General features: G+C 56.3%; 13 protein-coding genes. 1 reads left to right on the top strand and 12 read right to left on the bottom strand.

The window, feature by feature from the left end; translation table 11 throughout:
- Positions 1-287: 287 nt before the first annotated feature.
- The 10 genes from ACQG19_RS17455 to pdxB form a co-directional block, all read right to left on the bottom strand.
- Positions 288-857 (bottom strand): UbiX family flavin prenyltransferase, encoded by a 570-nt coding sequence (locus tag ACQG19_RS17455; RefSeq protein ID WP_020690624.1) that lies wholly within the window; start codon positions 855-857, stop codon positions 288-290.
- Positions 858-947: 90 nt separating this feature from the next.
- Positions 948-2,465: an amidophosphoribosyltransferase gene (purF, locus tag ACQG19_RS17460; RefSeq protein ID WP_014832786.1), complete on the bottom strand. Its 1,518-nt coding sequence runs from the start codon at positions 2,463-2,465 to the stop codon at positions 948-950.
- A 36-nt stretch (positions 2,466-2,501) separates the two neighbouring features.
- Positions 2,502-2,990: a colicin V production protein gene (cvpA, locus tag ACQG19_RS17465; protein WP_013098135.1), complete on the bottom strand. Its 489-nt coding sequence runs from the start codon at positions 2,988-2,990 to the stop codon at positions 2,502-2,504.
- Between the two features lie 213 nt (positions 2,991-3,203).
- Entirely contained in the window at positions 3,204-3,899 is a 696-nt protein-coding gene (dedD, locus tag ACQG19_RS17470) for a cell division protein DedD (protein WP_014832787.1), read from the bottom strand.
- Positions 3,889-5,157: a bifunctional tetrahydrofolate synthase/dihydrofolate synthase gene (gene folC, locus ACQG19_RS17475; RefSeq protein WP_114518873.1), complete on the bottom strand. Its 1,269-nt coding sequence runs from the start codon at positions 5,155-5,157 to the stop codon at positions 3,889-3,891. Before folC ends, dedD begins: the two co-directional genes overlap by 11 nt.
- A gap of 70 nt (positions 5,158-5,227) precedes the next feature.
- Positions 5,228-6,133 carry an acetyl-CoA carboxylase, carboxyltransferase subunit beta gene (accD, locus tag ACQG19_RS17480; RefSeq protein ID WP_013098138.1) on the bottom strand — a complete coding sequence of 302 codons (906 nt, stop codon included), beginning with the start codon at positions 6,131-6,133 and terminating at the stop codon, positions 5,228-5,230.
- Positions 6,134-6,287: 154 nt separating this feature from the next.
- Complete coding sequence (locus tag ACQG19_RS17485) at positions 6,288-6,947, bottom strand: DedA family protein (RefSeq protein ID WP_013098139.1); 660 nt, start codon at positions 6,945-6,947, stop codon at positions 6,288-6,290.
- Between the two features lie 28 nt (positions 6,948-6,975).
- Positions 6,976-7,788: a tRNA pseudouridine(38-40) synthase TruA gene (gene truA / locus ACQG19_RS17490; protein ID WP_130626360.1), complete on the bottom strand. Its 813-nt coding sequence runs from the start codon at positions 7,786-7,788 to the stop codon at positions 6,976-6,978.
- Positions 7,788-8,801: an aspartate-semialdehyde dehydrogenase gene (locus ACQG19_RS17495; RefSeq protein ID WP_222168733.1), complete on the bottom strand. Its 1,014-nt coding sequence runs from the start codon at positions 8,799-8,801 to the stop codon at positions 7,788-7,790. The genes truA and ACQG19_RS17495 overlap by 1 nt, the downstream gene beginning before the upstream one ends.
- Positions 8,802-8,868: 67 nt before the next feature.
- On the bottom strand, positions 8,869-10,005 hold the full coding sequence (gene pdxB / locus ACQG19_RS17500; protein WP_047352184.1) for a 4-phosphoerythronate dehydrogenase PdxB: 1,137 nt from the start codon (positions 10,003-10,005) through the stop codon (positions 8,869-8,871).
- 113 nt (positions 10,006-10,118) lie between these two features.
- Between pdxB and flk the strand changes: the two genes are divergently transcribed.
- Positions 10,119-11,123 carry a flagella biosynthesis regulator Flk gene (gene flk, locus ACQG19_RS17505; protein ID WP_222168732.1) on the top strand — a complete coding sequence of 335 codons (1,005 nt, stop codon included), beginning with the start codon at positions 10,119-10,121 and terminating at the stop codon, positions 11,121-11,123.
- 90 nt (positions 11,124-11,213) lie between these two features.
- Here flk and ACQG19_RS17510 read toward each other — a convergent pair whose 3' ends face one another.
- Entirely contained in the window at positions 11,214-12,392 is a 1,179-nt protein-coding gene (locus tag ACQG19_RS17510; RefSeq protein WP_013098144.1) for an MFS transporter, read from the bottom strand.
- A gap of 68 nt (positions 12,393-12,460) precedes the next feature.
- Positions 12,461-13,678 carry a beta-ketoacyl-ACP synthase I gene (fabB, locus tag ACQG19_RS17515; RefSeq protein WP_013098145.1) on the bottom strand — a complete coding sequence of 406 codons (1,218 nt, stop codon included), beginning with the start codon at positions 13,676-13,678 and terminating at the stop codon, positions 12,461-12,463.
- Positions 13,679-13,714 lie beyond the last annotated feature (36 nt).

Here is a 13,714-nt window from a genome sequence, read left to right on the forward strand (position 1 = left end):
TTTACCCTCAAGTACCGTGATTTTATTATGTATTGTGTTGTGTGTTGTGTTGCAGGCTTCTCTTGCAGGTCTTATGCCACATTGCCGTCGGGTCAAAACTTCGGCGTTAAATATGTTAATAAAACGTTGCGATATTGCCTTAATGGTGAAAGATAGCAGGTCTGCCGAACGAACCGGAAAGAGAAAAAGGGAAAAAACGAATTAAATGTCGAGGATATGATCGCCGTTGCAATTTTGCCCTGAAACAGGGCATCGTCTCTGTTCATGCACGCTGTTTGTGCACAGAATCAGGCGCCCTGCCAGCGGGTGAAGAGGTCTTCGGGCAGGTCGATATCAAACTGATCCAGCACGCGGTTCACTGTCTGATTAATCACGTCATCGAGCGAGGCCGGACGATGATAAAACGCCGGCACCGGCGGCATGATCACCGCGCCCAGTTCAGCGGCCTGGGTCATTAAACGCAGATGCCCCAGATGCAGCGGCGTTTCGCGCACGCAAAGCACCAGAGGACGACGCTCCTTCAGCACCACGTCCGCCGCACGCGTCACCAGCGTGTCGGTATAGCTGTTCACGATGCCGGATAGGGTCTTTATTGAACAGGGCAATATCACCATGCCCGCGGTTTTAAACGAGCCGGAGGAGATGCTGGCAGCGATATCGCGGGCATCGTGTACCACATCCGCCAGCGCCTGGACATCGCGCAGCGAGAGATCGGTTTCGAGGGAGAGGGTCTGACGCGCCGCCTGGCTCATCACCAGATGGGTTTCAACTTCCGCCACGTCACGCAGCACCTGCAACAGACGCACGCCGTAGATCGCGCCACTGGCGCCGCTAAGCCCAACAATGAGTCGTTTCATGATTTTCGCCCTTACTGATTTCAGGGCAGACTGTGCAGGATTTTGCGGGGAGTTGCAAGTGAGGGCGAAGGCCCTCACTTGCCTGCACAATTAACCTTCGTTGTGCATCTCTAAGCTTTCGAGATCGTTTTGCAGCTGGACGGCTTTCGCATCGTCGTTGCGCAGTGAATCGAGATAGTCCAGATACTGCTGATCAACATCTTTGGTGACGTAAACCCCGTTAAACACGGAACATTCAAACTGCTGAATATCCGGGTTCTCGGCGCGCACCGCGTCGATAAGATCGTTCAGATCCTGGAAAATCAGGCCATCGGCACCGATGATCTGGCGAATCTCGTCCACTTCACGGCCGTGGGCAATCAGCTCGTTCGCGGTAGGCATATCAATGCCATACACGTTCGGGAAGCGAATCTCCGGTGCCGCAGAGGCCAGATACACTTTCTTCGCACCGGCTTCACGCGCCATCTCGATAATCTGCTCTGAGGTGGTGCCACGCACAATGGAGTCATCCACCAGCAGCACGTTCTTGTCGCGGAACTCAGCGCGGTTAGCGTTCAGTTTACGACGCACGGACTTACGGCGCAGCTGCTGACCCGGCATGATAAAGGTACGGCCAACGTAGCGGTTCTTCACGAAGCCCTGACGGTATGGCTTATCCAGAATGCGGGCGATTTCCAGCGCGATATCGCAGGACGTTTCCGGGATAGGAATGACCACGTCGATGTCCAGATCGTCCCACTCGCGGGCAATCTTCTCACCCAGCTTGGTACCCATATTCACGCGGGCGCTGTAGACGGAGATCTTATCGATAAACGAGTCCGGACGGGCGAAATACACGTATTCGAACAGGCACGGGTTGCTGACCGGGTTGTCTGCACACTGGCGGGTAAACAGCTGGCCCTTCTCAGTGATATAGACCGCTTCGCCAGGGGCTACATCACGCAGGAATTCGAAGCCCAGGGTGTCCAGCGCCACGCTTTCAGAGGCAACCATATATTCGGTACGACCATCACCCAGGTCACGCTTACCGAGCACCAGCGGGCGGATACCGTTTGGATCGCGGAAAGCGACCATTCCGTGACCGATAATCATCGCCACGCAGGCGTAGGCACCGCGGATCTGGCGGTTTGTCGCAGCAACGGCGGCAAAAATATTGTCTGCTTCCAGCGGATAGTGGCGGAAGTTATCCAGCTCGCTCGCGAACACGTTGAGCAGGATTTCTGAATCAGAGGTGGTGTTAATGTGGCGACGTTTCTCTTCAAACAGCTTTTTACGCAGCTCATGCGCGTTGGTCAGGTTGCCGTTGTGAGCAAGCGTGATGCCATACGGTGAGTTGACGTAGAAAGGCTGTGCCTCAGAGGCGCTGGAACTGCCAGCAGTAGGATAACGAACGTGACCGATCCCCATATTACCTTGCAGACGCTGCATATGGCGGGCTTCAAACACATCGTTTACCAGGCCATTCGCCTTACGTAAACGGAAGCAGTTGTTTGCATCAATGGTGATGATACCCGCAGCATCCTGCCCACGGTGCTGAAGCACCGTTAACGCGTCATAAATCGACTGGTTTACCGGCATGAAACCGGCGATACCGACAATACCGCACATTCGTCTTTTCCTCGTTAAGCCACATCTCAGAGCGGGTTACACTCTGGGCAAGAAACTCGACGAGCTTTGCAGATAGTCAAAGAACCACCTGATGATGAAGCTGAACTCTGGAATGAGCTGCGATTTCTGCCAGTCTTCACTTTTGGAAAACCCGGTAAAGGTATCCAGGAAGAACAGTATCGCGGCCACAATCAGCACGCCTCGTAATGCCCCGAAACAGATCCCGAGCACCCTGTCCGTTCCTGACAGACCGGTTTTCTCGACCAGCTGACCTATCACGTAATTTACGATAGCGCCGACAATCAGCGTCGCGATAAACAGCACCGCGATGGCGATTCCATTTCGGACCAGTTCATCTTCAAAGCCCGTGAACCAGACAGACAGGTAAGTGTAGTAATGACTGGCAACAAAGAAAGCACAACCCCAAGTCACCAGCGATAACGCTTCACGAACAAAGCCACGGATCAGGCTAACCAGACAGGAAAAACCAATCACCGCAATGATGGCGTAATCAATCCAGACCATATGTGTCCCACGATTTAACGCCCTGTCATCCAGTTCGGGGCGAATTCTAACAGAAAAAGAAAACGTTTGCGTAGGGATTTCCTTCCCGCGCGTAAATAAAAAAGGCGCTGAAAAAATGTTCAACGCCGTTGGCTTATTACGTCTCTTTGGACGTCTGCCACTCCCCCTCACCCTCACCCCTTTGGGAAGAGGGCCGGGGTGAGGGGAACCTTATCAGTTCGCGCTGTAGTTCATCACCACACCGCTCAGGCCAGAGATCTGCTTCAGCTCACCGAGCGAGCCTTTGAGCTTATCCTTAGACGCTTCTGGCCCCACAAGGATACGGGTGATTTTACCCTGCACCGGCGTGGAAGGTGAAGTGTAAACGCGATAACCCGCACTGCGCAGCTTACCCACTACCTCATTGACCTTATCGGCATTTTTCAGCGCACCCAACTGCACAACGTAGGCTTTACCCGTCGGTGCAGCCTCTTGCTGGGCCGGTTTTGCCGCAGGCGGCGTCTCTGAAGCCGCGGCCAGCTGTTCTGCTGCTTTATCCCGCTGCGGTTTCGGCTGTGTTTTTTCCACCGGCTTCGGTTTTTCAACCGGCTTCGGCTGCTCTACCGGCACCGGATCGATTTCGATGTTGTTATTCGCCGCCAGACGAGACGGATCGAGGGACGGCGCGGCCGCATCCCCGGCACGCACTTCTTCAGCCGCCCCTTCCGGCGGCTGAGCAGGCAGCGCCTGGGTCGCCGCAGGCAGCATATCCGGTTCGTCGCGATCGCCCGGCTTCGGCACCAGCGGAATGGCTGCAAATTCATCCTGGTAATGCTTTTTCTGCCCGTCGAGCAGACCCGGGAGGATAATCACCCCGAGCGCGACCAGCACAATGGTTCCTGTTAAACGGTTCTGAAACTTACTCGCCACCGGTTCTCCCCGCGTCCATCACTTCCATGACATGTGCCACCGTGTGGAACGAACCACACACCAGCACGGTATCTTCTGGTTTAGCATCCGCCATCGCAGCTTGCCAGGCCTGAGCCACGCTATTGTAGATTGCGCCTTTGCCGAGATGTTCCAGCAACTGCTCGGCCGTCGCACCGCGCGGCCCCTCCAGAGGAGCACAATACCAGCTATCGACCACACTCTCCATGCAGGCCAGCGTACCGCCGATATCTTTATCATGAAGCATACCGATAACCGCCAGCACGCGCCCGGTTTTTGGTAACGATTTGAGACGCGCGGCGAGATACGCCGCAGCATGCGGGTTATGTGCGACATCCAGTATCAGCCGCGGAGCGTCGCTGACAATCTGAAAACGCCCGGGCAGAATCGCATTCTGAATACCGTCGCGGATGGCCTGTTCGCTCACCGCCAGCCCGCTTGCGCGCAGTGCCGCCAGGGCGGTGGCGGCATTAGGTTGCGGTACCTGCGGCAGGGGCAGATTCTCCAGCGTTCCCTGCGCATCGCGATAGCGCCAGCCGTTGTTCTGAACCTCATACTGCCAGTCCACACCCCGGCGCAGCAGGTGAGCGCCCTTCTCTTTCGCCACGTCGGCAATGGTGTGCGGCATATCCGGCTCGCCAACCACCGCGGGCTTATTCGTGCGGAAAATACCGGCCTTCTCACGGCCAATACTTTCGCGATCGGGGCCGAGCCAGTCGGTATGATCCAGGGCAATGCTGGTGACCACCGCCACATCGGCATCCACCATATTGGTGGCATCCAGACGCCCGCCGAGGCCCACTTCCAGAATCACCACGTCCAGCTGCGCCTGTTTAAACAGCCACAGCGCCGACAGAGTGCCGTATTCGAAATAGGTTAATGAAATCTCACCGCGCGCCGCTTCAATTTCTGCGAACGACGCCGTATGCGCAGACTCTGGCAGTTCGCTGTTTTGCATGCGAACCCGCTCGGTATAACGTACCAGGTGCGGAGAGCTGTAGACACCAACCTTGTAACCGGCAGCCATCAGGACAGCTTCAAGCGTACGGCAGGTGGTGCCTTTACCGTTGGTTCCGGCGACGGTAAAAACAAACGGCGCAGGTTTCAGCACATCGAGACGCGCAGCAACCTGGCTTACGCGTTCAAGCCCCATATCAATGGTTTTACTGTGCAGGTTTTCCAGATAAGAAAGCCACGTGGCCAGGGGCGACGTGGCTTGGGGAATGCTTTTATTTTCCATGATGCCCGGTTGTCATTAACAGTTTATAAAGCAAAAGGGCAGCGCCAACCGGCCCTGCCCTTTTCAGTTATCAGGCCTCGGGTTCCTGATCCGGTACTACCACGCCTTCGCGCGGCTCATCCGGGTTCGGCGCCGGCAGATTCATCAGCTTCGCCAGGATGCTCGCCAGTTTCAGGCGCATTTCCGGGCGGCGGACGATCATGTCAATCGCGCCTTTCTCAATGAGGAACTCACTGCGCTGGAAGCCCGGCGGCAGTTTTTCACGTACGGTCTGCTCGATAACGCGAGGACCAGCAAAGCCGATCAGCGCTTTTGGCTCAGCGATGTTCAGATCGCCCAGCATCGCAAAGCTTGCAGAAACGCCACCCATGGTTGGGTCGGTCAGTACAGAGATGTACGGCAGACCGCGCTCCTGCATTTTAGCCAGCGCAGCAGAGGTTTTCGCCATCTGCATCAGGGACATCAGCGCTTCTTGCATACGTGCACCGCCAGAGGCGGAGAAGCAGATCAGCGGGCAGTTGTCTTCCAGTGCCTGCTCAACAGCACGCACAAAGCGCGCACCGACCACGGAACCCATTGAGCCACCCATGAAGGAGAACTCAAACGCGGCGGCCACTACCGGCATCTCGTGCAGGGTGCCTTTCATCACGACCAGCGCGTCTTTCTCGCCGGTCTCTTTCTGTGCAGAGGCCAGGCGATCTTTATATTTTTTGGAATCACGGAACTTGAGCACATCTTTTGGCTCAAGCTCGCTACCCAGTTCTACCAGAGAACCTTCGTCCAGCAGGCTGTGCAGGCGATTACGCGCCGTCATGCGCATGTGGTGGTCACACTTCGGACACACCTCAAGATTGCGTTCCAGTTCTGCGCGATACAGAACCTGACCACAGCTATCACACTTCGTCCATACCCCTTCAGGAATGCTCGCTTTACGCGTTGGGGTAATGTTGCTTTTAATTCGTTCAATCCAGCTCATTGATAACCTTTCTGCCTGAACCTGGTCGTATGCCAGTTTTGCTGTAAGAGGCGAATAATGCCATTTTTGCCTCCAACAGACCATGAATGTTGCACATTAAAACATAACAGCCCGAAACTTTGGATAAAAAAGTGGTCGAACCGCCTGCGTGCATTTACTTCGCTTGCTTTGCTGCCGCGCGCTTGTGACGAATGATTTCGATAACACCCGGTAAAACAGAAAGCACAATAATCGCTACAATCAGTAACTTAAGGTTTTCCTGAACTACAGGGAGATCGCCAAACAGGTAGCCTGCATAGGTAAAGAGCAGCACCCACAGCAGCGCGCCAATGACGTTGTATGCCGCAAAATGACGATAGGACATGTGCCCCATTCCCGCCACAAATGGCGCAAATGTACGCACAATAGGCACAAAACGCGCAAGGATAATGGTTTTTCCACCGTGGCGCTCATAAAACGCGTGGGTTTTATCTAAATAGCTACGACGGAAAATTTTTGAGTCCGGATTGCTGAATAAGCGCTCACCGAAGACCCGTCCAATGGTGTAGTTGACCGCGTCACCGACAATTGCGGCGATCACCATCAGCACCACCATTATGTGCACATTCAAATCGTTGCCAGGCAGCGCAGATAACGCCCCCGCGACGAACAGCAGCGAATCCCCCGGCAGAAATGGCGTGACTACCAGACCGGTTTCACAGAACAGAATGAGGAACAGAATGGCATACACCCAGACGCCATACTGCGCGACCAGCTCCGCCAGGTGAACATCAATATGCAGAATGAAATCAATCAGAAAACGTATTACGTCCATATTGTCTAAGCCTTAATTGCACCTTTGTTTAGTCCGCCAGAAACAGCGGGCCCATTGGCGGTTTTGGCAGGTCAAACCGGTCCGGATAGTCCACCGAGACCAGATACAGCCCTTCCGCTTTCGCCGTTGCTGCCGCAAGCGTTCTGTCCTTCGCTGCCAGCAGTTCTGCAATCCAGCTCTCCGGCTGGTGTCCGGCGCCCACTTCCATCAGGCTGCCCACAATATTCCGCACCATATGATGTACAAAGGCATTGGCTTTGATATCCACCACCACATACGCGCCAAAACGGCTGACGTTTATGTGCATGACGTTACGCCACGGCGTGCGGGACTGACACTGCACCGCACGAAACGAGGTAAAGTCATTTTCACCAATCAGACACTGCGCCGCACGATGCATACGTTCTGCATCCAGCGGTTCATAAAAATGCGTCACGCCCTGGCTTAACACCGCCGGACGAAGACGCTGATTGTAGATGACATAGCGATAACGGCGCGCAGTGGCGCTGAAACGCGCATGAAAATCATCCGGCACAGCTTTCACCCAGCGCACCGCAATGTCACCAGGTAAATTCGCATTTACACCCAACGTCCAGGCAGCGTCCTTGCGCACGGCGGTGGTTTCAAAGTGAACCACCTGCCCCGTTCCGTGGACACCGGCGTCAGTGCGTCCTGCACACAGGACGTTAATCGGTTCGTTCGCCACCTGAGAGAGCGCTTTCTCCAGTTTTTCCTGGACACTGCGCACCTCATTTTGACGCTGCCAGCCATAATATCTACTGCCGTCGTACTCGATACCGAGGGCGACTTTATGAACCGGCTTTTGTTCCACGTCTGACATCAGTACAGATACTCCTGCACCAGTTTTTCAGCGATTTTGACCGCCATCAGCGCGCCGCCGAAGCGCACGTTATCGGCTACGGACCAGAATTGAACCTGCTCCGGCATACCGTAATCATTCCGTACGCAGCCCACCGAGAGGTGTGCGCTGCCGGTGGCATCGCCAACCTGCGTCGGGAATTCACTCTCTTCGGAGAGCACAATGTCTTCACCGCGGCCGAACGCATCACGCGCTTCTTCTGCGGCCAGCGGACGCAGGGCTTCGAAACCTACCATCTGCGCATGACCGTAAAAGACCGGCGACTGCACGACGTTTGCGGAGATCATCAGCCCCTCGTCCTGCAGAATTTTGCGCGCTTCGTCGACGATACGGCGCTCTTCACGCACGGAGCCTTCACGATCCGGCAGCAGCGGCAGCATATTGAATGCCAGCTGACGGCCGAAGAAATCGTCTTCGTCAATCGGGATGCCGTTCAGGAGCTTCGCACTCTGTCCGGCCAGCGCGTCGAGGGCCTTTTTGCCTTGCGCAGAAGCGGAAAGCAGGCTGGTCACGGTGATACGCGACAGACCGCCATCGTCGATTAAAGGTTTAAGAGCGGTCAGCAGTTGGCTGGTCAGGCTATTGGGAACCGCAATGATATTGCGGTTACGGTAGTCGGCCAGGACAAACGGGTTCACGTCCGGCACCACCAGCGGGACATCCGGCTCCATCGAGAACAGGCCGCTCAGGTCGATCACCAGACAGCCAGAATTCGTCGCGTCTTCAATGTACGACGCGGTGGCTTCAGCACCTGCCGCAAAAAAGGCCAGCTGCGCCTGCGTCCAGTCGAATTCGGCGGCATCCTGAACCATGACGGATTTGCCGCCAAAACGCAGATGCTCACCGGCGCTGTCAGTGCGCGCCAGTGCATAGATATCACCCACCGGGAACTGACGCTCAGCAAGGGTTTCGAGCAGGGCTTCACCCACGGCACCCGTGGCACCTAAAATGGCAATGTTCCAGCCTTCAGACATGGTGGTTTACTCCAGAAATAAAAAAGCGTCCCTGTCGGAGTATCCAACAGGGAGCGTTAAGAAGACATTAATGCGCCGGGTGATGAACGGCGTTAAAACCCAGTTTATGCAGCAGCGCTGCCGCCGACGCGTCATCGCACATCACATACAGAGAAGACCATTCACGGCGCTCAACGTAATTCTTGCGCAGCTTGTCAAACTCCCCCGGGATCCCCGCCACTTTACGCAGCAGCGCATCATCGCGGCGCACATCATACACCAAATGAACCAGCCTTTTCAGCGTTGCCTGATCGAGCGGGCCATGCAGGGTAATGCGGCCAAATTCAGGCGCGGGGAGTAAAGTGTCCAGCGCCACCTGCTGCGGACGGCCAATAAAGGCGCTATAGGCCTCAAAGACCTGGGTGGTGCCACGGGCCTTTCCTTCGAGCGTGTAACCCGCTATATGCGCGGTTGCAACGTCGACCTTGTTCAGCAGGGCAACGTTGAGATCGGGCTCCGGCTCCCAGACGTCCAGCACCACGCTGAGATCCTGCCCCTCTTCCAGACATTTCAGCAACGCGGCGTTATCGACGACCGGGCCACGACAGGCATTTATCAGAATAGTGCCAGCCTTCAGACGACGGATCAGCGCCTCGTCAGCAAGATGGAGCGTCTTATAGGCCCCCTCTTTGAAGAGGGGCGTATGGAAGGTGATGACGTCACATGCTTCAACCAGCTCATCCAGGGGGCGGAAGTCGCCTTCATCACCGTTGTCTTTACGCGGCGGATCACACAGCAGGGTGCGAATGCCTAACGCCTCAAGGCGTTTTTGCAGGCGTCCTCCCACGTTGCCCACCCCGACAATGCCTACGGTGCGGTCTTTCAGCGCAAAACCGTCGCGCTCTGCCAGCATCAGCAGAGAAGAGAAAACGTATTCCACTACCGCAATGGCGTTACAGCCAGGCGCGGCGGAAAACCCGATCCCCGCCTGCGTAAGCCATTTGTCATCCACATGATCCGTCCCGGCCGTTGCGGTTCCGACGAATTTAATCGCTTTGCCGGAGAGCAACGCCTCATTTACTTTGGTCACCGAGCGCACCATCAGGGCATCGGCATCATCCAGCTCGTTTACCGGAATGGGTCGACCAGGGACAGCCTTAACATTACCAAGGCGGCTAAAGAGCTCGCGGGCGTAAGGCATATTTTCATCAACGAGGATTTTCACGTCTGAGTACCTGTTTGAGAGGAAGAAAACCTGCCAAGTGTGCCATAATCTGGCCGCCAGGCATATATGCATGCCGGGTTTACGCTGAGTTTTGACTTTAAGGATTTTTGACGATGCAGCCTATTTCAGGTACGCCACCACGCCCTCCGGGTGAAGGCCCTGTCACGCCAAACGTTGCAGGTGAACAACCGCTTTCCACGCAACAGCGCACCGTGCTGGAGCGCCTGATCACGCGCCTGATCGCGCTCACTTCACAGCAAAATGCGGAAGTCTGGGCCGGGGTAAAGCATGATTTAGGCGTCCGCAACGATGCACCGTTGCAGTCGCGCCACTTCCCTGCGGCCGAGCAAAATCTGAATCAGCGTATTACCACCGCACAGCAAAATCACACCACTCGCCAGATAGTTTCACAACTGACCGAGTTGTTGAGCCAGGGCAACAACCGTCAGGCAGTCAGTGATTTCATTCGACAGCAGTTTGGCCAGACCGCCCTGAGCCAGCTAACGCCAGAGCAGCTGAAAACCGTGCTGACGCTGCTGCAAACCAATCAGCTGACCATCCCGCAACCGCAACAGCGTCCGTCAACCGAGCGTCCGCTGCTGCCTGCTGAACACAATACGTTGAATCAGATGGTGACCAGGCTGGCCGCCGCCACCGGCGAATCAACAAAGCTTATCTGGCAGTCGATGCTCGAGCTTTCCGGCGTGAAAGCGGGCGAGCTGATCCCGGCCAAACAGTTTACGCATCTGGTCACCTGGCTACAGGCTCGCCAGACGCTGAGCACCCAAAGTACCCCTACCCTGCATACGCTACAGGCGGCACTGAAGCAGCCGCTGGAGCTGCATGAATTTGAGGTGATTCGGGATTACGCCCAGCAGACCTGGCAGGCCACGCCGCAAACGGTACTGACCACCGCGCAGGTGCAAGATTTGCTGAATCAGATCTTTATTCGCCGCGCCGAGCGCGAAGGCGGCGTGCCGGAAGTCAGGGATATTCAACCGATCTATAGCCCGCTGTTTGCGCCGGTGGTGGAGACCTTCAGAACCCTCTCTGCGCGTCCGGGATTACTGTTTATTGCGTTACTGATTGCACTCGCGATTTTCTGGCTCGTTGCCTGATGTTTTGCCCGGTGGCGCTGCGCTTACCGGGCCTACAACGACCCGAACGGTAGGCCGGGTAAGGCGAAGCCGCCACCCGGCAACAACGGCTCAAGACCTGCGAAACGCCACCAGCGTCACCACGATCCCAACAACGGCTGAAACGGCTCCCGCAAGGAAGACAGAGGGATAACCAAACGACGTGGCCAGGAGCCCCGCCAGCGGTCCGGTGACACCGTATGAGATGTCCTGAAACGCCGCATAACCGCCCAACGCCGTACCGCGCACCTGTGGCGCGACGCGTTTTACCACCTCAACCCCCAGCGCCGGGAAGATCAGGGAACAGCCGCAGCCGGTCAGTGCCGCTCCGAGAAGGGCAACGGAGGCCACAGGGGCATACCACAGCAGCAGCAAACCGAGGGTTTCAATCACCAGCGACGCCACGGCCACCTTCACGCCACCAAAGCGATCCGGCATCCAGCCGAACAGCACGCGCATCAGGACAAACGCGCCACCAAAGGCGGTTAGCGTAAAGCCCGCCATCGCCCAGCCGCGGCTCATAAAGTACAGCGAAACGAATGTCCCAATCACCGCGAAGCCCACGCCCTGTAGCGCCAGCCCCAGCCCCGGCTGCCAGATTTGACCTATTACGCTCCACAGGGAAGGACGCTCACCTTTATGGGCAGGTACTTTGCGCACCGAGCCGTTAAATGCCCATGCCAGCAGCGGTAACAGCATGGTGGTGGCCGCCAGCGCGGCAAAACCGAACTGGCTGTGGATCAACAGCCCCAGCGGCGCACCTGCCGCGAGTGCGCCATAGATAGCCATACCGTTCCAGGACATCACCTTGCCCGAGCGCGCAGGGCCTACCAGCCCCATTCCCCAGGTCAGGGTGCCGGTCAGCAGCTGGCTTTCACCAAAGCCGAGAATCAAACGTCCCACCACCAGCAGGGCAAATTTATACGCCGCGTCGACCGGCAGAAGCGCGGCAAGCAGCCACGCTGCGCCCGCCAGCCCGCAGGCAAACATGCCCTGCAGCGCTGAGCGTTTGGCACCGTGCTGGTCCGCCAGACGCCCGGCGTAGCCGCGGGTTAATACGGTAGCTAAAAACTGAATACCCACGGCGATGCCAACCAGGGTATTGCCGTAGCCCAGCTCCTGGTGAACAAACAGCGGGATAACAGGCAGCGGCAGGCCAACGGTCATGTAGGTCAGAAATACCGCAAAGGCGATACGGAAAAGGGAAAGGTTCCCGGAAGGGGTACTCTTCTCAGGGATAACGGCCTTCATGCGTAACTCCGTGTTCAGGCATAAAAAAAGGGAGCCTCGCGGCTCCCTTCTACTATACCTTCAAACGCTTACGCTTTCAGCTTGCGCATGACCAGCGTGGCGTTGGTGCCGCCAAAACCGAAGCTGTTGGACATTACGGTCGTCAGCTCACGTTCGGTGGTTTCGGTCACGATGTTCAGGCCCGCTGCCTGCTCGTCCATCTCTTCGATGTTGATGCTTGGCGCGATAAAGCCATTTTCCAGCATCAGCAGAGAGTAGATTGCTTCCTGCACGCCAGCTGCACCCAGAGAGTGACCGGTCATGGCTTTGGTCGCGGAGATTGCCGGGCTGTTGTCGCCGAAGACTTCACGGATCGCACCCAGTTCTTTCACATCGCCTACCGGCGTAGAAGTCCCGTGGGAGTTCAGGTAGTCGATTGGAGTATCAACGCCGTGCATCGCCATCTTCATGCAGCGCACCGCGCCTTCGCCGGATGGAGCAACCATGTCAGCGCCGTCAGACGTGGCACCGTAGCCCACGATCTCAGCGTAGATGTGCGCGCCACGTGCCAGAGCGTGTTCCAGCTCTTCAACCACAACCATACCGCCGCCGCCTGCGATAACAAAACCGTCACGGTGCGCATCATAGGTACGGGATGCTTTAGCCGGAGTTTCATTGTATTTAGTAGACAGGGCACCCATCGCGTCGAATTCACAGGCCATTTCCCAGCCCAGCTCTTCACCGCCGCCAGCAAATACGATGTCCTGTTTACCCAGTTGGATCTGCTCAACAGCATTACCGATGCAGTGTGCGGACGTCGCACATGCAGAGCTGATGGAGTAGTTCACACCGTGAATTTTGAATGGGGTTGCCAGGCACGCGGAAACCGCAGACCCCATGGCTTTGGTTACCACGTACGGACCTACTGCTTTCAGACCACGCGGGCTACGCATGGCGTCAGCACCGAATACCTGCGCTTTGGATGAACCACCGGAACCGGCAATCAGACCCACGCGCGGGTTGTTCTGGTAAACCTCTTCGCTCAGGCCAGAATCTTTGATCGCTTCCTGCATGGAGAGATAAGCATAAATAGAGGCATCGTTCATGAAACGAACCACTTTACGGTCAATCAAACCGGTGGTGTCCAGTTTGACGTTACCCCATACGTGGCTACGCATACCTGAATCTTTAAACTCTTCAGAGAAAGTGATCCCGGAGCGTCCTTCACGCAGAGATGCCAGGACTTCCTGCTGGTTATTACCGATGCTGGAAACAATGCCCAGGCCAGTAATCACTGCACGTTTCATTCAATACCTCTGTAAGTCGCACTATAGTAAGTTTCG

This window comes from Enterobacter cloacae complex sp. 277I4 (assembly GCF_050031465.1).
Lineage (GTDB): Bacteria > Pseudomonadota > Gammaproteobacteria > Enterobacterales > Enterobacteriaceae > Enterobacter > Enterobacter cloacae.